We start from the raw sequence: 18,469 nt of genomic DNA, 5'->3' as shown, positions 1-18,469 counted from the left end.
CTGATCATTCAATGAACTTTGTTCAAAAAATCTCAGTGGTTCGGAAATAAATTATTTGACACTCGTTCAAAAAGCCACAATTCTATGGCAATTGTTTAAAATATGTTAAAAATGTTTCGATTGGGAGGAAATATGAACGCAAATAAAATATTCGGACTGGCATTGTCCTTGGTTTTCGCAGGGTCTCTCTCTGCACAAACCCAAAGCCAAATGTTCCAACGTGTGGGTGCCGTAGGAGATTCCCTGAGCCAAGGTTTCTTTGGTGTTACGGTTGAGAAAAAAACACAAGATTGGGCTTACCCCGTTCTTGTCAGTAAACAAGCAGGAGCTTCCATCTCTTACAATGTTCTGAAAGGACCATTCGTAAACTTAGAAGACGTGCTCAAATGGGATTGTGGTATTTTCTGTATCGCAGAAAGTATTATCGGTGGCAATGCATCTACAGTTTCTTTACCAACGCATGCAGGGATTACCGGAGCCGAGTATACATCTTTACTCAAAACTTCTGGTAAATGTGAAGACATCAACGCCACCAAACAAGCCAAAGAATGGTATTGGGCAAAATGGTATTGGTATACTTACCGTTGGGTGACTGTTGCTGATTGTCAAGAACCAGATAAGTTCCATAGATTTGGACTAAGAGATGCTGGTACACAAGCCCAAGTAATGGAAAAAGTAAAACCAACCTTCCTATTTGGATCGGCTGGAGCAAACCATGTTCTTTGTACAGCACTTCATACATCAACAGATTGTTTGGATGAAACAAGATTCAAAAGAGACATCCGTGAGTTTTTCCGCAGAATGTCTGCTATGGGAAGTTTACAAGGTGGAGTTCTTTTTACAGTTCCAAACGTAACTGCCATTGCATTCTTAGAAAACTACAAAGATCCTAATGGTCGTGCCAATTATACAGGACTCAAAGCATTCTTTAGAAATTCCGTATCTGATCCGAATCAAGTTCTTGATGCCAATGAGATCGCTACTATTTCTACTTTCCTAAATATGTTAAATAACGAAATCAAAGCACAAGGCGCCACTATGCGTTTTGCTGTTGCTGACTTACGTGTGATTTTTGACGACCTAAAGGAAAATGGAAGGCCGATTCGTAGTGCTGATGGTTGGTCTCCAGGAAACGCAAGAGCCAATTGGCCACTTCCTAACCAACCAGGAGTTTTTGGTTTAGATGGCGTTCACCCTAACATGTATGGCCATTCTCTATTTGCAAATGAATTGATCAAAGCGATTAACACTCGTTATGGATATTCAATTCCACAAGTAAGTGAATACACTGCTTGGTATTATGATACCCTAAATAGAAATCCAGTGGATTTGAAAAAATTCCTGACAGAAAATATCTTTGGTCAGGCGATTTCTTGGGTAGTGTCAATCTTTACATAAGAGGTTAAACGATGAGTAAACGGTTTATAGGTATCATTTCGGTTTGTGGATTTCTGTTAGTATTGTTTTCATTTGTTGTATGGAAGTTTTCTTCTCATAAAACAAACAAACAGACAGATGTCGTCGATTCCGATTTCGGGAATTCAGAAAGTCACGCTAAATCGTTGTTTGACGATCCAGAGTTTGCCGAAGCTCCCAATCCAGAAGAATTGGAATTGGCGCAAGCTGAGGTACTTTGGCCGTTTGCTTTGGAGAAAAAACCAAATCGTAAGGAAGAAATTAAAGAAGAATGGAGAGAATTTGCGGCAAAATACCCGAAAAATTTCTACATTCCTCGTGAAATCAGAACCCGTATGACGGAAGCGGAAGAAAAGGAACAACTCGAAATGTTAGATTCTTTTACTGCGATGGACGCAAGTTTTTCTGCATCCATTTCCAAAGAAAAATGGTCAGACAAACCTTCAACAGAAGAGCCTGGTGCAAAGGAAAAACCCGCAGCGAAAACCCAAAGGGCTTATTTCGATTTTAAGATCAATGAGTTAGAGTCGAGAATCCAGATGGTTGAGTATTGGATGGAAAACAAACACCCCGCAGGAGAAGTAAAACAATCTGCAGAAAGTGACTTAAAAACTTGGAAACGCGAACTTACCACTTTGAAAGAAGTGAGAAACCAAGTTCCTAATTCATAGTTTTTTCCTTTTTTGCCACTCGGCCCTGGTTTCTACCAAAGAGGACAGTTTGTCCTCTTTTTTTTTGTCCATTCCCAAAACACCCTTCTCTTAGAAATTTCTCTCTGTGTTTGCCACAACACCAATTTTCCTAACGATTCCTAAATAGTGTTTATATTGGTTTAATTCATTTAAATGAGAAATATTCTATTTTTTACGTTAGTTATTTCCTCTTATGGGTGTGTGATCGCGGGAACAAACGTTTGTTCTATGAGATTTTCTTTTCCAGAAGTTAGAAACATTACATCTGTTTTCGAGTGTCCTAAAGAGAAAAAACTTTGTGATGATGGAAGTCGAAGAAAAAAAATCGATCGTTTCATTTGAATTAAAACTTGTAGGAAGATTTTTAAATTTATAAATTTGTCTGGCATGCAAAAGTATTTGTTTTTGGTTCCTTTTTTTTTCGCCCTCACTCTCATTTTGAATTGTGATCCCGTTCCCCCGAAGGAAGATTCAGGTTCTGCCGAGGAAATTGTGTCAGAAGAACAAACCACAAAAGAACTGTTGGAAAGTCTGGATTCTACTGACTCCTTCACTCGCTCTCAGGCTGCTGTCCAATTGGGGAGTCGAGAAGAAAGATCCGCCATACCCAAATTAAAAAAACTTTTATCGGATAAGGAACCTGGTGTTCGCGCAGGTGTCGCCATTGCACTCGGAGACCTAAAGGACAAATCGTCTGCTACAACAATTGCCAATTTAATGTGGTCTGATCCCGAAAATCCAAAGGATGTTTATTTGGATGCGCTCACTCGGATGAAAGATCCATCAGTGGGAAATAGAATCTATCCTTTGTTAGACGATTCAAATGCGACCCTTCGGTTACAAGTTGTAGATGCCTTGGTGCAAATAGGTGCAAATTCGGTTGGCCCTCAAATTTTGAGTTTAGCTTCAAAAAATAAAGATAGAGAAAAAGACAAAACTTATGCCATGGCCCTTGGAAAATTAAAAATTTCGGCGTCAGAGTCTTATATACTTCGACTCACCCAAATCCAAGACGAGTCCCCAACCCTTGCAGCTGCATACCTTGCACTTGGCAGAATCAAAGCAAAAAAAGCAAATGATGTACTTGTGAAAGCGCTAAACCTTCCTTATAGCAAAGGAAAAGAAAATGCATCGATGGCTCTCATTGAAATTGGAAACCCTTCTGTGGTTCCCAAAGTATTCCAAACCTTGCAGTCAGACGATGCTGAAACCAAACTTTATGCAACAGATGTTCTATGTTCTATCCCATCCAAAGAAGCGGCGCAGTTAGCCTTTGGTCTGTTAAATGGAAAGGATACAAAAAATTGGGGGAGTGCTGCAAAGATTGTTGGTCGTCAAAGGTATAAAGAAGCAAGACTTCGCATTGAGGAGTTGTTAGAAAAAGACACCACTCCCGAACGAGACAATTTTGCGGAAGCTCTCGGTTGGATTGGTGATAAAACTTCCGTTCCAGTGCTTAGAAAGATTTTATTATCGGGAGCTACCGAGGGACCTTATGGTTCTGCCTGGGCACTAGGAATTCTTGGTGCCAAAGAAGCCGTTCCCGATTTGATCAAGGCCCTGGATAAAGGAGATGCAAAACTTATGGTCTACGCATTAGAAGCCCTTGGTTCGATTGCAGATCCCTCTAGTTTGCCAAAACTAAAAGAACTACTTTCGGAAAGACCCAAAATGGCTCCGCAAATTCTTTCCACAGTGGCTTTGATTCCCACAGAAGAGGCACGTCTCATCATCGAAGAAGCAACAAAGTCTAAGGATGCGGAAGTTTACCGACCAGCTATGGAGGAAGTTGCAAAACGCAAAGATAAAAAATCCGTTCCACTTCTATTAACGTTTGTGAATGGAGATGATTCCGAAAAACGCAAACTCAGTTATTATGCACTTACTGCTGTTACAGGACAAAAGTTTCGGACCGCAAAAGAATGGAATCACTGGGCAAAAGGGAAATAAAAATTACTTTTTTTCCTTGAGTAAGTTAAGTGATCAGCATAAAATTTGTTTGAAAAAAGGGAGAAAAACATGGCAGTTGCAAAAAAGAAAACTAGTTCCCAAAAGCCAAAATCTGGTGTGAAAAAAGTGGAATATATCGGTTCTCCAACTCAAAGTATCACTCCCTTTCTTATGTTCAATGCGAACATCGAAGAAGTTGCCAAATTCTATAAATCTATCTTCAAAAAATCTAAATTCCTCATCGTAAATCCCACACAGGCAGAATTCATTTTGAATGGCCAAAAATTTTTTGCCTTTAATGGAGGGCCTGGGTTTCAATTCAGTTGGGGAGTTTCCTTTATGATTAGCGTGGAAACACAAAAGGAAGTTGATTATTATTGGAATGGTTTACTTGCCGATGGTGGTAAAGAAAGTATGTGCGGTTGGCTTCAGGACAAATTTGGTATGTGGTGGCAGGTCACACCAAAAATTCTTTTACAACTGATTTCCCACCCGGATCCAGTGAAGGCCGAACGAGCCCAAGAGGCTATGCTTAAGATGCATAAAATTGACATCGCTGCCCTTAAGGCAGCAGTCGTTTAATTGAAAGTATACTTAAATCCTAGCAGAATGTGAACCGTTTCCTTAAGTAAGACACTTACCGAAAAATCCTCTGGCCACTGCCATTGGGATCTCAGTTGGCAAGTGTAGTCGGGTATTACCCCGAAACTTCTTCTTGGTTTTCTTTCCCTTCTGATTCTGCAATCATGGCATCCCAGTCTGGAAATGGATCTTCGAGGGATTCCCAAACTTCCGGCCCTGCTTTGTATTCATCATCACTTAGCAGGCATTTGTCGAGAGAGGTTCGAAGTTTTTTTTCATCCATATCTCTACCAATGAGGACTATCTCTTGGCGTCGATCACCCCAAGGTTCTAACCAATGAGCTTTCAAATTTTCTAATACATCAGGATCATCTGGGATATCCTCATCAGGGATACTGGCCCACCAATACCCTTCCGGTTTGTAAGAGGATAGGTTTCCTGCTTGGGAATAAAGAAGAACCCAGTCCATTTTACTCGCTAGCCAAACAAATCCTTTGGCACGAACCACTCCTGATTTTTCAGAATGCAGCCATTTGTAAAAACGCTCTGGATGAAAGGGGCGTCTGTTTCCATACACAAAACTTTTGATTCCATATTCTTCGGTTTCGGGTGTATGTTCTCCACGAAGTTCCTTTAGCCATAAAGGAGACTGGCTTGCTTTATCAAAATCAAATCTGCCGGTGTTTAGAACTTTTGCCAACGGAACTTTGCTATAATCTGTGGGGATAATTTCTGCATCTGCGTTTAAGGATCTTAAAATAGTTAGGAGTCGATTCTTTTTTTCATCAGACAACAAACTGATTTTATTGACGATGATGGTATCGCTAAACTCCACTTGGTCCACAAGTAAATCCACAATATCTCTGTCATCTTCCTCTCCGGCACCTAATTCCCGTTCTCTTAAAGAATCAAGGCTTTGAAAGTCTTTTAAAAAATTTACAGCATCCACTACCGTGATCATTGAATCCAATCGGACAAAATCAGACAAACTCACACCCTTTTCATCTTCAAAGGTAAAAGTTTCGGCAATGGGAAGTGGTTCTGAAATACCAGTGGATTCAATCAGGATGGAATCATACTTTCCGTCTTTGGCGAGTTTGGTGATCTCAATAAGTAGGTCTTCGCGCAGTGTGCAACATATACAACCATTGGACATTTCGACTAATTTTTCATTGGTTCGACTTAAGCTGCCGCCGGAAGCAATAAGCTGCGCATCGATATTGATTTCGCTCATATCGTTCACGATGACGGCTACACGCAAACCCTCTCGGTTGGTGAGGATGTGATTGAGTAGGGTAGTTTTACCTGCTCCTAAAAATCCAGAGAGTACGGTTACGGGTATTTTTTCTGTCATCGGAATTTCCTTAATGCAATATAGTTGCATTTGTTTTAACCAGGAAATTCTGTCAATGATTAATGCAATTTTGTTGCGTTTGTCCTTTAGGCCTTTCCTTAGGGTACATTCCTCCTTACTTTTCGGAATTCCTTGCAATTTCGCCCCATATTAAAATTCTTTCGCTATGCAACTGGATCCGTATTACCTAAAGGCCGCCAAAATCATCAATTCCATTCGGTCTACTCTCTTTGTTCTCTTTGTTATTGGTGTTTTTGGGAGTTTTGGCTCTATCCATAAAGCGCAATTTGTTTTGATGCTGATCATCGTATTTCTTTACGGTTTAATGGCCTTAATCCAATTTCTACTTTTAAAAAAGGGTAAAGAACCCTATGCATTCTGGTTTGTTTTGATTGATATTCTGATTATTGGTTCGAATACGATAGGACAAAGTTCTATGCAATTGGATATCGTAGCTGCGGCTATGAAGGCAGGTATAAATTATTCCATTGCTTTTTATATCATTTTGTATTCCGGTTTTCTTTTTTCATCTAAACAAACATATATAATTGGTACGTTATTAACTTTAGTGCAAATTGTTTCTCTTGTTTTGGCAGGTGTTACTGGAATAGAATTTGTTGATCGAAAAGATATGCATAAATTTGCTTATTCGGTTTCTTTGCCGGTAGAAACTGTAAAAGTTTTTTATTTGGTTATGGCAACAGTTGCGGTGGCTAAAATGGTTGGGTTACTTACTTCGATTCGGGATGAAGCCATTTTAGGGAAAAAAACTTCAGAAGAACATTCGAAAGTTATGGAAACACAAAAAGGGGCTCTTGTAGAAACCGGAGAAAGTTTAAACCAATCAGTTGCTTCTCTTAAATTATTTGCTGATGATTTGAATAGCCTTGTTCAAAACCAAGCGGCTTCCATTGAAGAAATCTCTGCTTCTTTAACTGAGATTTCGCAATCCACAGAGAATTCTTTTTCCTTTGTCAAAGACCAATACAAGAGAATTGAGACATTAAATGAAGAAAGCCAAACCTTAGAAGGAATTGTAAAATCGGTTCGTGGGGAAATTGATATTATTTCGGATCAAATCAATGAGTCTTCTAAGTTTAGTAATTTAGTAACAAATTCCATGGAAAACTTAAATTCTATTTTGAGCGAAGTGAGTTCTAGCTTTCAAAAGGTAGAAGATGTAAACCAAATCATGAAAGAGATCGCTGACCAAACGAATTTACTTGCTCTCAATGCTTCGATTGAAGCAGCAAGAGCTGGGGAACATGGTCGCGGGTTTGCTGTTGTGGCCCAAGAGGTTGCCAAACTTGCAGACAATTCTGCATCAAACGCTAGTATCATTTCCAAAACCATTCTCAAATCAAAATTGGATTTATTAAAAGGAAATACTTCTGCGAAAGAAGCAAACGATCTGGCACAAAACCAACAAAAGGAAATGACAAATATCCAAAATAAGGTCATTCGTTTTAATGAGAAGTTTGTCGACTTGCAAAGATTAAATGCTAGAGTTGTAGAATCACAAAAAGAATTAAAAGACCTTTCTTCTCAACTGGAGACAATTGCCAATGAGCAGTCACTTGGAAACAGGGAAGTGATGCGGGCAGCGCAAAGTATTGAAAATGCAGTTCAAGTAGTTGCAGAGAATACAAGGGTGCTTGCCGAACATATTGAGGACATCCGAACTCTCGCCAACCGGATCCGTTAGTCCTTGTCTAACACCATTAACTTAACAGGGTTTGGTTTCGTTCAGAGGGGAAGGTGGGAAAATTATTTGTAATTCTTATCCCTAGTTTGATCTTTGAGTGAAAGTCCTGCTTAAGGAGCGACTGTATGATTTCCAATAACTATTTTAACGATAACGATGACCTTATTGATCATTTTGATTCTCTTACCCCTTGGAACGAGGTGGTAGACCAATACGAACAAGGTTTCGAAGATTTTGCAGAATACCAAAAATCGGGAAAGGAAGAACTCGCCTTTGCTCCGGGAAACTATGAAGATGCCATTGAATTTTACCGTTCCACTTTAGAAGCCGGTGGGGATATTGCCGGAAACGACATCTCTCAAATTTCCAAACAAATGGACGAAGAGGGACTCAAATACAAAGACGGGCAAGTAGGATTTCCAAAAGTTATGTTGGATGTGGTTGAAAAAATAAAATCCGCAGGCCTACTTCCTTACGGAATCCACAGACATTATGGTGGACTCGGCCTTCCTTCTGTCGTACAATCAATGTTATCCGAATGTGTCTCTCGAGGAGACGGGTCATTAGCGATCACTCTTGGCTGTATGAACTTAGCAGAAACTGTGGAACGATTTGGAACAGAAGAAATGATCCATGACTTTGTTCCGAAGATGGCAGCCGGTGAACTTTGTGGGGCAATGGCACTCACAGAACCAAACTACGGATCTGACCTTCCTAACTTACAAACCAAAGCGATCAAAGGTGAAGACGGAACTTGGAAGATCACAGGAACCAAACGTTTCATCACACATGCTTGCGGGTTTGGATCAGCACCTTCTATTATTTTGACACTCGCAAGAACAGGAACCACAACGAGTGGAGCTCGCGGACTCTCTTTCTTTTTAGTTCATTCTAAGGATGTATTTGTAGCTTCCATTGAAAAGAAAATGGGACTTCATTGTTCACCAACTTGCGAAGTGGTTTTTGAAAACAGTCCCGGAACTCTTATTGGTGAAGAAGGGAAAGGCCTTGTAAAATACTCCATGGCCATGATGAACCAAGCTCGCCTCAACATCGCTGCCCAAGCGATGGGAATTGCCACGGCTGCTTACTTCGAAGGTAAAAAGTATGCAGAAGAAAGAGTTCAATTTGGAAAAACCATAAACAACATCACGGCTGTAAAAAAGATGTTGGAAAGAATGGAACGAGAAGTGGCTGCCATGCGTTGTATTTTATACGAAGCAAGTTTTGCTGTGGATCAGTATCGTTGGAAAGAAGAACGAGGAAAGATGAAAGGCCTTACAGAGAAGGAAATCAAAAAAGATGAAACCTTCAAAAAGTGGGAAAAACTTGCCTCACTCTTCACACCACTTTCTAAATACTATATCACGGAAATGGCAAACCTTGTGGCTTATGATTCTATGCAAATCCACGGCGGATCTGGATACACAGAAGATTATGATGTAGCGCGACTTTACCGTGATGTGCGAATCACAAATATTTACGAAGGAACGACCCAACTCCAAACAGTTGCTTGTATCGGCGGAATTGTTTCTGGAATGACTGAAACGGGAATATACCGTGAATACTTAAAATCGGAAATGGCGACTTTCGCTTCGAGCCAAGGCCTAAACGACCTATTCAAACAATTTGAATCGGTTGTAGCAGAGTTTGCAGAAATTGATTCCACACCTCTCCGCGAAGAATTGGCTTTTGAAGTGGTAGAGTCTGCAGCTCGTTTCCATAACAGTTTGTTACTCGAAAGAAGTATTGGTCGATCTAAAGTAGAAAGAAGAAACTATCGTAAGTCTATCGCTGATGCCTACATTCTTGATAGTTCAGCTACCTTAGCTTCGAACCTAACAAAGATTCGTGGAAAGAAAAAAACACCAGTCACTGCATAAACATGTAGATACAAATCCTCTTCTTCCTTGTTACGCTTGTTTTATGGGAGAAGGGGAAGGTGTAGAGTCTTCTAACCAACCTGACACTAGGATCTCTTCTCCCTTTTTATGGAGGGGAGATTCTTATCCCTCCATCTTAGATTCAGAAACTCCTGACCACTTGGATCGGATTCGTGATTTAGGAATCCCTTATATTTTCGATATCCACACTCATTTTTTTCCTGAGACCGTGATGAAACTGATTTGGCGGTGGTTTGATAATGTGAACTGGGCCATCGGCTACCGACTGCCTGAAAACGAAAGAGTAGGCCGCCTCCATCACAATGGGATCAAACGTTTTACCACTCTGAACTATGCGCACAAAGTCGGAATGGCTTCTTCTTTAAATGACTGGACCTATTCCAATTATAAAAATTGGGAAGGTGCGGTTCCTTTTGGAACTTTTTTTCCAGAGCAAGGTGTCCTTGGTTATGTAAAGAAGGCTGTCGAAGTTTACGGATTCCGCGGTTTTAAACTCCATTGTGAAGTATCCAAACTCAATTTAAACCGGCCAGAGCTTGCGGATACATTCCTTTATTTGCAAGAAAAACAAATTCCCATTCTCATTCATACGGGAACTGCACCACTTCCCGGTGAGTTTACCGGCATCGAATTTTTTAAACCATTCCTGGAAACTTATCCTAAATTACGTGTGATCGTTGCCCATATGGGAGCAAGTGAGATCTCCGCCTATGCTTCGTTACTTGATGCCTATCCTAATTTGGGACTGGATACCACTATGGTGTTTGTGGACTTCCTTGCGACCGGGAAAGCCGAAGATATGGACAAGGCAGTTTCCTATTTGGAGAGGTATCAGGACCAAATTTATTTTGGATCAGACTTCCCTAATATCCCTTATAACCTAAACCATCCCATCACCCGGCTTTTGAATTTACCAATTAGCGATTTCGCCAAACAAAAAATTCTCTGTCAAAACGCAGAAAACTTATTTTTTAAATGAAACGTGGTTGCATTTGCAACAGTGTTGCAAATGATAGTCCCACAGAGGTATTTATGAAATTTGCCAAACTTTTTCTATTTTCTACCATCCTTCTCTCTGTAATGAATTGTGCTGAACTCTTTCAGTCTAAAAAAAAGAAAGATAACACCAATGCTTTGTTAGCTGCTCTTTTTGTTGCCCCTGGTTGCGGTTCTTCTGCGGTCTCCGATGCTTCTGGAAATGGAACCCGATATACTTTTACCGGATGTTCTGGTGATGTGACTACCACTCTAAGAGCCTTTGGTTTTACTGCAAATGCAGTTACTTTTGGTGGCGGATTACAGGGAACAAGTGCTGGATCAACAATTGTCACGAATGCTTCTAGTTTATCTGCAACGGGAAATGACTCTAAAGCGGGAATCGAAATCACTTACATTATGAACCAAGCAGATTCCACAGTGGATGCTATGATCCAAACCACCCCTAGTTTTGCCGGCCCAGGAGTGCAATTGTCTCCTACTGTAGCGCAATGGTTGGATGGCGCGATTGCGGCCCCTTTCCTTACTACTCCTAGTAGTCCTTGGAGTTCTTCTGTCGGAGTTCCCAAAACTGTCTGTTTGGAAGTGCATAAGGAAAATTCCAATGGTCATATTTTTGGATGGTCAATTCCATGTAATTTAGCAAATCGTTCCACTTATGAATTTGAACAAGAAGATGCAACAATTACTGGTGGTATTACGGATGGCCGCATTGGCTTAAAGATCAATAAAGCAGTAATCCAATCAATCACCATTTATACATCCGTGCTTGGATTAAGTAATTCGATTCAGTAGAGACTAAATAAAAGAACGTGAAACCAAACTATCGTTTTTCTAAAATCCAAATGGCGGGAGTTTTTCTCTCCTTGTTGTTATCGGCTTTTCTTTTTGCCCAGTCCTCAACTTGGGAAAAGGAATTAGACGACACAAGTTCGTCTAACAAAAAGAATACGAATACTGGTTCTAAATCCAATGTTTCAAGTTCTGATTGGGAAGCGGATTTAGAGAGGGATTTACAAGACCAAGAAAAACGAGAAAAGGGAACGGAAGGCAGTCGGGGAATTTCTTCTCCTGTCCAGTCAAACCAACAGATCAACAGATCGGCACAAAACTTGATGATGGATGCTTATGCCGCCATTGACATTGTGGGTGCTTGGGATCGGAATAAACCCCGAGGCACTGGAGAACGAATTGATAACCAACTCGACATCCGCACCGCCGAATTCGGGTTTAACGGGGCAGTGGACCAATGGATGCGTGGAAATTTTGTCGGAGCAGCTCACGGGGAAAACGGTAAGTATTTTTTTGAAGTCCACGAGGCTTGGGTTCAGTTTCCTTTTTTACCTTTTAATACATCTCTCAAAGCCGGTCAGATGTTTATTGATGTGGGCCGGTTGAATAAAATCCATGCGCATGATCGTGCCTTCACGATGACTCCTATTGTCCATGAAAAATTTATCGGATGGGAATCTGCGATTGATACTGGGGCAGAGTTTAGTATTCTTTTTCCTTGGAAGTTTATTACACAAGAACTTGTATTAGGTGCAACTAATGGACGAAAGTGGGGTCACTCTCACGATGGTGGGATACAAAAAAATAATCCTTTAATGTACGCCCATTTAAAACATTTTTACTATTTTGGTAACAACTGGGGCACGCAATTTGGATTTTCCGGAATTCGATTTGAACCTACAACAGAAAGAAAAAACCAAAGGTTGTTGTATGGAATGGATGCTGTGTTACGTTGGAACCGTTCCGATTTAAGTGAAATTATGTTAATGGGCGAAGGTTGGTACCAACAAGAAGTGTTCCCTTCTAACTTGGATCCAGTCACATTTCAAAAATTTAAATCTCCCACTAAGGACCAATGGGGTGCCTACGCATTTTTGGATTTTAAATTCCACCAATTATGGTCTGTGGGAGTTAGGTATGATTATTTTACGGATAAGTCCCTTGTTGATCAAAATGGGGATCCTGCTAAAAATGCCATTGAGGCCCAATCCTTACAGATGACATTCCATAGTTCTGAATTTGGAAAGGTAAGAGGGTCTTTGGAAAGAAGATTCATCCAAGACTACTCAAGAACTTCACAGGAAGAAGTCCGAGAGTATCGTTTTTATATCCAAACAGTTGCAGTTCTTGGCTCTCACCCAGCCCATAGTTATTAAAACAAAAGGTAAGTTATGTTACAGACAATGTTCTCCAAACCATTCTCCCGATTTTTTATCTTTGGTTCTTTTCTTTCAATATTTTTTACCCAAACCCTCTCGGCGAAGATAACACTAGTCACAAGCCTTCCTGATATCAAATACATTGCCGAACAAGTTGCAGGAGACAGAGCCGATGTTTCTGGAATGATTCGAGGAATGGATGACCCGCACTTTGTGATGACAAGACCCGACTTTCTTGTGAAACTCAGTGAAGCTGACGTACTTTGTGTGATTGGTCTTGATTTAGAAATTGGTTGGATTCCTTACCTCCAACAACAATCTCGCAATATCAAAATCCAAAAAGGACAACCTGGGTATTGTGATACTTCCTTTGGAGTGAAGATCCTTGGGGAACCAACGGTGATGATGGACCGATCTATGGGGGATATGCATATTTATGGAAACCCGCATTATTGGAATGATCCCATCAATGCCATCCAAATGGCCCAAAATATAAAAAATGCCCTGACTCGAGTGGATCCTTTGAACGGAGAATACTACGAAGGAAATTTTAATACCTTTAAAAAACGACTGATCCAATTGACCAAAGAAGAAATGAAAAAGATGGAACCTTACTTTGGCCTAAAAGTGGCCGTTTTCCATGACCAATTTGTTTATTTAGCTTCTCGATTTAAATTTAATGCCAACTTAACCATTGAAGAACGTCCGGGGGTTCCACCTTCTGTCCGTTATATGGACCAGGTCATCAGTTATATGACAGCGGAAAAGATAAAAATTATCTTGATTGGTCCCTATCACAATCCAAAGTATGCTGAGTATGTATCGTCAAAAGTAGCGGGTTCTGTGGTTGTCACAATGCCTGTTTCCGTTGGTAGTAGCCCAGAGGCTCTTACTTACGAAGACACACTCCGGTTGATGTTACAAAAAATACGTGATGCAAGCGACAAAACCAAATAGTATAGAAGGCTCCAATACCTTTATCCATACGGATGCTTTATCCGTGGGTTACCGCAAGGAATTTCCTGTTGTATCAGACATCCATTTACATATCCATTCCGGCAAAACCTATGCCCTTGTGGGAGGAAACGGTGCTGGTAAAACCACCTTATTCCGAACCTTAACCGATCTTTTACCTCCTCTTTCTGGATTCATTTCTTTTTCAAAAGAAATCACCACATCTTATGTACCACAAGCCAAACGTATGTCTTTGGAATTTCCATTGCGCGTGTTAGATGTACTCCTCATGCCAAAAAACATTGGACTCAGTTTTCTTCCCAAAAAAAAATTTTCTGAAGAAGACATGGCTCTTATCGAGAGAACGGGTGTTAGTTCTATTTTGAAAAAACAAATTTCTCTTTGTAGTGGGGGACAATTACAAAAAGTCCTCATCCTTCGTTCCCTTCTTACTAAAGCCAATTTAATTTTTTTGGATGAACCTATGGATTCTTTGGATCATAATGCCAGAGAACTTTTTCAGTCAGTTCTCTCTGAATACTTAAAAGAAGGAAATCGTTCTCTATTTTTTATCACTCATAGTTTGGAACATGATTGGGAATTTGGGTTTGATGAAATTTATGAAATAGACGAGGGAAAACTCTACAATATATCTAGCGGAGAAAGGCCTCCGAACTGCCACCACCATGACTAATATCCTTTCTAGTTGGACTTTATTTTTACCGCAGATGGTCGTGGGTAGCCTTGTTGGGGCACTTTTATCGGTTCTTGGAATTCTAATTGTGCTGCGAGGGATGACATTTTTTGGAGTAACCCTTTCCCAAGCGGTGACTTTCTCAGTCGCCTTATCCTTGTTTATGGAATGGCCTGGCGAAATTTTTCCGATTGTATTTTCGTGTATTTTGGTATTTCCGCTTTTGTATGTAAGAAAACTACGAGGGATGAAAGAAGAGGTGATCCTCGGCATTCTCTTTGTATTTTTCTCTGCTGCCTCTCAGTTTATGTTGGCCCTAGGTGGGAATGTACAAAACCATTTGATGGCGGCATTTTTTGGAGATATTTTAACTTCCCAAGTGCGGGCCGATTCGTTTGGAATTTATATCGCAGTTTTCTTTTTTATTCTGTATTTGAGTTTTTTTAGAAGGTTTCTTTTTATCAGTTTTGATCGGGACGAATACAAAATCCAAGTAGGAAATCCTCTTCCTTTTGATCTTTTGTTTTATATCATCCTTGCGGCTTCCCTTACTGTGGCTGTAAACTTACTTGGAACTTTTTATAGCATTGCCCATTTAATTTTGCCAGTTTTTGCACTTCTTCCTCTCATTCGTTCTTTAAAACTTCTTACCATTGTTTGTGCTTTGTTTTCTGTATTTGCTACCATTTCTGGTTTTCTCATCTCCCTCATTGGAATCGAACGAAATGGAGAACTCATATATTTTCCTACATCCTCTAGTATCATTCTTGTACTTTGTGTTTTAGCTTTTTTTATCCACCTCATTCGCTTTCTTACTACTTCCGTTTTTTCCCAATCTGTCCGATAGATATTCTGTGGAACTAATCCCCTGCAATACCTGCGGACAAAACCGCTTCCGTCCTATTTATACAAAAGAAAGCCCTCTGGGTGAATCTTTTTCGATCGTCTCTTGTGAGTTTTGTGGGCTTGTGCAAGTGAACCCACAACCGAACTTCGTTGACGTAAAAAAATACTATGATGATTCTTATTTTACCCAAAGGACAGAAAGAGGGTATGACAATTATTACTCCGACAAATTACGTTCAGAGATCTCGCGGGTTTTTCAACTTAATCTAAATGATTTGGATTTTTTTTCCTGGGAGAAAAAACGAATTTCTGAGTTACCACCAAAAACCAACCTTTCTTCTTTGGACATTGGATGTGCTGCGGGTTATTTTGTGGCTTACCAAAAGGATCGAGGATATGATGCGTATGGAATTGAAATTGCGGATGGGCCCGTCCGTTTTGCAAGGGAAAGATTAAAACTAAATATCTTCCAAGAGAACTTTCTGGATTGGGATTCAAATTTCCAAAACAAATTTGACCTCATCACTCTTTGGGCTACCATCGAACATCTGCACCAACCAAAAGAAACTTTGGAAAAAATTAAAAGCCATTTGAAACCGGGAGGAGTGCTTATCCTATCCACCTGTCGGTATGGCCTTCTTGCTAAACTAGCGGGACTTAGGTGGAGATATTTGAATGTTCCCGAACATCTGTATTACTACTCTTATTTAGGTTTAAAAAAACTACTTTTGTCTTTAGGTTATCTTCACCCAGTTTCGTTTACTTACGGGAGTGGAATGACAACTCGTCCCGGAGCCCGATTTTTTTTCAAACTCCGGAAATGGTTCATGGACCGTTTCGTGAAATGGTTTCAGTTAGGTGACATGATGGTTTATATGGTGCAAAAGTGAATTATCCTTCGAGAGACTTGAGTATATCTTCTACACAGAAGGCAACGACTTCGTCTAGTTCAGCAGTGGCATCCACAAAGATGGTAGACTCAGGTAAAATTGCCAAATAGTTCTGGTAGATACGAGCTTGCTCAGAATCTTCATCAAACACCTCTTCGGCACCACCACGACTTGTCCTGCGTTCCAGTGCTTCCTCTGGCGAAAGGTCTAAAAAGTACACTCTGTTCGGTTCTGGAAATCCTTTATCTTCATTTCTGTATAAAATATCGGCAGCATGTTCTTCGTCCCTACCTTGATAGGCTGCTGTCGAAAAATAATATCTATCTTGTATAACGGATTTACCACTCTTTAACGTTGGTAAGATGACATCGTTCACAGAACATTCACGATCCGCAATGAAGGTTTCAATTTGTTCTTCTTTTGATAGTTTGAGTTTCCCTTGTACAAACTCTCTAATCTTTTTTCCGTGCACACTGTCTGTTGGTTCTCTATGCCAGAGGTTCGGGATGGATTTTGTTAGGAGCACTTCAGAAACCAAACGGGAGACGGTGGTTTTCCCGGAACCATCGATCCCTTCAAATACGAAGAACTGATTATTTTGGGGCATATCCCCTCCATTTTAAGAAAGGTCGTTTTTTCCTCGACTTATTTACTAAACTCGGCAATTTAGTCTAAGGAGCAAAAATATGAAAAAAATTTCGTCTATGCTGATCATTGCTTTTTTGGCTGTATTTATGATTAACTGTGCCTCTGAAGAAGTTAAACAAACACCAGTTGTGGAAGAACCAAAACCTTCTAAAAAGCCAAAATTGGATGAGTCATTCAAAACAAGAGCTAGAGACATTAAGTAATTACTACTCAAAGCGGAAGCCATCCTGGGCAACTTGGGTGGTTTTTTTATACCATTTTGCTTAATCAATAAGCAGCAATCACATTTTTCCACATCCCTTGTTCCTGATTGCCTATTTAACGTGCATAATGCAGTGATATTCCCTACAATGCCTACTGGTACCGATCTTGCAATAAAAGACTGTATCCATCTATGATTACAGAAAGAGAAAGTCATAAATTCCTCCGAGATTGGAAAGACTGGTTGTCTAGCGGAACCTTGGTTCCGGTTTTCCAACCCATCCTTTCCTCGGAATCCACCGGTATTTACGGCTACGAACTACTCGGGCGTCTTTCCACACCGGAAGGGCTGTTTAGTCTTGGAGAATTCTTTTTATCCCAAACCTTTGGTTATGATGAAATCTTTTTTCTCAAAAAACAAGTCGATGAAGAAATTCGTTTAGCTGCCTTACAAAAATTCGCAAAAGAAGCACCTCCCGAAACCAAGTTATTTTTAAATATTTCACCGAACGTAATGTACCATGCCCTCCTGCAAATGGAAACGGATCTCCCTCAAACCATCCAAATGGTTAGGGAAGTGGGCGTGGATCCAGAACGGATTGTCATTGAAATAACGGAAGAACGGTTTCCACACAACCTAGAACTTTTGCGACCCATCCTACAGTTGTACAGGCAAGAGGGATTTTCCATTGCTGTTGATGATGCTGGTTCCGAAGCCAGTAACTTAGACCGGATTGGGCTTTTCCATCCAGAAATTATCAAAGTCGATTTACAGATGTTACGAAGATCCACCTTCTCACGTAACTTCAAAGAAATTTTGCTCAACTTATCTAAGTTAGGTGAATCTCTCGGAAGTAGTCTTCTTTTTGAAGGTATTGAATCGGAAGATGAACTTTATAACGCGCTCAACTATGGGGCCAGATACATCCAAGGATTCTATTTTGCCAAACCAGAACCTTATTTTACCAAACGGTTTGAATACCGAATGGAAATGCAGTCTTCCTTACAGTACTTTCATGCTCGCAAACAAGGGGAGATGAATCGTCAGATTGAATGGGAGACCATCTGGAAAGACAAACTTTCCGAAATCATGATGGGGTTTACCGAAGAGAATGAAATTTGGGAATGGAAAGGTGGTTTTGAAACTAGTGTTTTTGGTGATGGGGATTTTTTCCGGATGTACATCACAAATCCTCTAGGTTTTCAGGTATCTCCGAACTATTCCAGGGACAAGACGGGAAAAATGGAACCGGACTATTCTTTTTTGGGCAAAAACTGGTCTTTTCGGCCTTATTTTTTTGAACACCTTCACAAATCCAAAACCAGCCGAGACGCATGGACTCTTTCCCAAATGTACCATGATATTTCGGAACGGATGATGTTACGGACATTTGCGAGGAACCTTTCCGAAAATCTGATTTTATTTATCGATGTTGTAGTTTCTCGATCCTGAAAGGTTTTGCGAA

The 18,469-nt window shown here is 40.3% G+C and carries 17 protein-coding genes; 15 read left to right on the top strand and 2 right to left on the bottom strand.

The window, feature by feature from the left end:
* Positions 1–102: 102 nt before the first annotated feature.
* The 4 genes from LEP1GSC199_RS10085 (at position 103) to LEP1GSC199_RS10065 (ending at position 4,640) form a co-directional block, all read left to right on the top strand.
* Positions 103–1,398, top strand: coding sequence for a hypothetical protein (locus LEP1GSC199_RS10085; RefSeq protein WP_002981441.1), 1,296 nt, complete (start codon positions 103–105; stop codon positions 1,396–1,398).
* Positions 1,399–1,409: 11 nt separating this feature from the next.
* On the top strand, positions 1,410–2,087 hold the full coding sequence (locus tag LEP1GSC199_RS10080) for a hypothetical protein (protein ID WP_002981513.1): 678 nt from the start codon (positions 1,410–1,412) through the stop codon (positions 2,085–2,087).
* A 408-nt stretch (positions 2,088–2,495) separates the two neighbouring features.
* Positions 2,496–4,058, top strand: a complete 1,563-nt coding sequence (locus LEP1GSC199_RS10070; protein ID WP_002981594.1) for a HEAT repeat domain-containing protein — start codon at positions 2,496–2,498, stop codon at positions 4,056–4,058.
* A gap of 69 nt (positions 4,059–4,127) precedes the next feature.
* Entirely contained in the window at positions 4,128–4,640 is a 513-nt protein-coding gene (locus LEP1GSC199_RS10065; protein ID WP_002981329.1) for a VOC family protein, read from the top strand.
* Between the two features lie 115 nt (positions 4,641–4,755).
* On the opposite strand, the gene zigA is transcribed toward LEP1GSC199_RS10065, so the two are convergent.
* The gene (gene zigA, locus LEP1GSC199_RS10060; RefSeq protein WP_002981575.1) at positions 4,756–5,994 is read right to left on the bottom strand and encodes a zinc metallochaperone GTPase ZigA; all 1,239 of its coding nucleotides are present in this window, start codon (positions 5,992–5,994) and stop codon (positions 4,756–4,758) included.
* A 166-nt stretch (positions 5,995–6,160) separates the two neighbouring features.
* Between zigA and LEP1GSC199_RS10055 the strand changes: the two genes are divergently transcribed.
* The 9 genes from LEP1GSC199_RS10055 to LEP1GSC199_RS10015 all read left to right on the top strand — a co-directional run bounded on the left by LEP1GSC199_RS10055 (position 6,161) and on the right by LEP1GSC199_RS10015 (position 16,154).
* Positions 6,161–7,699 carry a methyl-accepting chemotaxis protein gene (locus LEP1GSC199_RS10055; RefSeq protein WP_002981660.1) on the top strand — a complete coding sequence of 513 codons (1,539 nt, stop codon included), beginning with the start codon at positions 6,161–6,163 and terminating at the stop codon, positions 7,697–7,699.
* Positions 7,700–7,824: 125 nt separating this feature from the next.
* Positions 7,825–9,582, top strand: a complete 1,758-nt coding sequence (locus LEP1GSC199_RS10050) for an acyl-CoA dehydrogenase family protein (RefSeq protein ID WP_002981392.1) — start codon at positions 7,825–7,827, stop codon at positions 9,580–9,582.
* A gap of 43 nt (positions 9,583–9,625) precedes the next feature.
* Positions 9,626–10,582 (top strand): amidohydrolase family protein, encoded by a 957-nt coding sequence (locus LEP1GSC199_RS10045; protein ID WP_002981214.1) that lies wholly within the window; start codon positions 9,626–9,628, stop codon positions 10,580–10,582.
* Positions 10,583–10,635: 53 nt separating this feature from the next.
* Positions 10,636–11,394 carry a hypothetical protein gene (locus tag LEP1GSC199_RS10040; protein ID WP_002981381.1) on the top strand — a complete coding sequence of 253 codons (759 nt, stop codon included), beginning with the start codon at positions 10,636–10,638 and terminating at the stop codon, positions 11,392–11,394.
* A gap of 17 nt (positions 11,395–11,411) precedes the next feature.
* Positions 11,412–12,767 carry a TonB-dependent receptor gene (locus LEP1GSC199_RS10035; protein WP_002981571.1) on the top strand — a complete coding sequence of 452 codons (1,356 nt, stop codon included), beginning with the start codon at positions 11,412–11,414 and terminating at the stop codon, positions 12,765–12,767.
* Positions 12,768–12,782: 15 nt separating this feature from the next.
* Positions 12,783–13,727 (top strand): metal ABC transporter substrate-binding protein, encoded by a 945-nt coding sequence (locus tag LEP1GSC199_RS10030; protein ID WP_002981409.1) that lies wholly within the window; start codon positions 12,783–12,785, stop codon positions 13,725–13,727.
* Positions 13,705–14,418 (top strand): metal ABC transporter ATP-binding protein, encoded by a 714-nt coding sequence (locus LEP1GSC199_RS10025; RefSeq protein WP_039926504.1) that lies wholly within the window; start codon positions 13,705–13,707, stop codon positions 14,416–14,418. Before LEP1GSC199_RS10030 ends, LEP1GSC199_RS10025 begins: the two co-directional genes overlap by 23 nt.
* Positions 14,411–15,265, top strand: coding sequence for a metal ABC transporter permease (locus tag LEP1GSC199_RS10020; RefSeq protein ID WP_002981458.1), 855 nt, complete (start codon positions 14,411–14,413; stop codon positions 15,263–15,265). Before LEP1GSC199_RS10025 ends, LEP1GSC199_RS10020 begins: the two co-directional genes overlap by 8 nt.
* Before the next feature lie 7 nt (positions 15,266–15,272).
* The gene (locus tag LEP1GSC199_RS10015; protein ID WP_002981282.1) at positions 15,273–16,154 is read left to right on the top strand and encodes a class I SAM-dependent methyltransferase; all 882 of its coding nucleotides are present in this window, start codon (positions 15,273–15,275) and stop codon (positions 16,152–16,154) included.
* Between the two features lies 1 nt (position 16,155).
* Here LEP1GSC199_RS10015 and tmk read toward each other — a convergent pair whose 3' ends face one another.
* Positions 16,156–16,761: a dTMP kinase gene (tmk, locus tag LEP1GSC199_RS10010; RefSeq protein WP_002981314.1), complete on the bottom strand. Its 606-nt coding sequence runs from the start codon at positions 16,759–16,761 to the stop codon at positions 16,156–16,158.
* Positions 16,762–16,840: 79 nt separating this feature from the next.
* On the opposite strand from tmk, the gene LEP1GSC199_RS21450 reads away from it, so the two are divergent.
* Positions 16,841–17,005 carry a hypothetical protein gene (locus LEP1GSC199_RS21450; protein WP_002981258.1) on the top strand — a complete coding sequence of 55 codons (165 nt, stop codon included), beginning with the start codon at positions 16,841–16,843 and terminating at the stop codon, positions 17,003–17,005.
* Between the two features lie 191 nt (positions 17,006–17,196).
* Complete coding sequence (locus tag LEP1GSC199_RS10005; protein ID WP_002981542.1) at positions 17,197–18,456, top strand: EAL domain-containing protein; 1,260 nt, start codon at positions 17,197–17,199, stop codon at positions 18,454–18,456.
* Positions 18,457–18,469 lie beyond the last annotated feature (13 nt).

Source organism: Leptospira vanthielii serovar Holland str. Waz Holland = ATCC 700522 (genome assembly GCF_000332455.1).
GTDB classification, from domain to species: Bacteria; Spirochaetota; Leptospiria; order Leptospirales; family Leptospiraceae; genus Leptospira_A; species Leptospira_A vanthielii.
This window is presented reverse-complemented; position numbering and strand designations above follow the sequence as displayed.

What these genes read in the sequence shown, in the direction of transcription:
- LEP1GSC199_RS10080 (WP_002981513.1), top strand. Translation starts at nt 1,410, where the DNA reads ATGAGTAAACGGTTTATAGGTATCATTTCGGTTTGTGGATTTCTGTTA.
- tmk (WP_002981314.1), bottom strand. Translation starts at nt 16,761, where the DNA reads ATGCCCCAAAATAATCAGTTCTTCGTATTTGAAGGGATCGATGGTTCC.
- zigA (WP_002981575.1), bottom strand. Translation starts at nt 5,994, where the DNA reads ATGACAGAAAAAATACCCGTAACCGTACTCTCTGGATTTTTAGGAGCA.
- LEP1GSC199_RS10020 (WP_002981458.1), top strand. Translation starts at nt 14,411, where the DNA reads ATGACTAATATCCTTTCTAGTTGGACTTTATTTTTACCGCAGATGGTC.
- LEP1GSC199_RS10085 (WP_002981441.1), top strand. Translation starts at nt 103, where the DNA reads ATGTTAAAAATGTTTCGATTGGGAGGAAATATGAACGCAAATAAAATA.
- LEP1GSC199_RS21450 (WP_002981258.1), top strand. Translation starts at nt 16,841, where the DNA reads ATGAAAAAAATTTCGTCTATGCTGATCATTGCTTTTTTGGCTGTATTT.
- LEP1GSC199_RS10070 (WP_002981594.1), top strand. Translation starts at nt 2,496, where the DNA reads ATGCAAAAGTATTTGTTTTTGGTTCCTTTTTTTTTCGCCCTCACTCTC.
- LEP1GSC199_RS10045 (WP_002981214.1), top strand. Translation starts at nt 9,626, where the DNA reads ATGGGAGAAGGGGAAGGTGTAGAGTCTTCTAACCAACCTGACACTAGG.
- LEP1GSC199_RS10030 (WP_002981409.1), top strand. Translation starts at nt 12,783, where the DNA reads ATGTTACAGACAATGTTCTCCAAACCATTCTCCCGATTTTTTATCTTT.
- LEP1GSC199_RS10040 (WP_002981381.1), top strand. Translation starts at nt 10,636, where the DNA reads ATGAAATTTGCCAAACTTTTTCTATTTTCTACCATCCTTCTCTCTGTA.
- LEP1GSC199_RS10005 (WP_002981542.1), top strand. Translation starts at nt 17,197, where the DNA reads ATGATTACAGAAAGAGAAAGTCATAAATTCCTCCGAGATTGGAAAGAC.
- LEP1GSC199_RS10065 (WP_002981329.1), top strand. Translation starts at nt 4,128, where the DNA reads ATGGCAGTTGCAAAAAAGAAAACTAGTTCCCAAAAGCCAAAATCTGGT.
- LEP1GSC199_RS10050 (WP_002981392.1), top strand. Translation starts at nt 7,825, where the DNA reads ATGATTTCCAATAACTATTTTAACGATAACGATGACCTTATTGATCAT.
- LEP1GSC199_RS10055 (WP_002981660.1), top strand. Translation starts at nt 6,161, where the DNA reads ATGCAACTGGATCCGTATTACCTAAAGGCCGCCAAAATCATCAATTCC.
- LEP1GSC199_RS10025 (WP_039926504.1), top strand. Translation starts at nt 13,705, where the DNA reads ATGCAAGCGACAAAACCAAATAGTATAGAAGGCTCCAATACCTTTATC.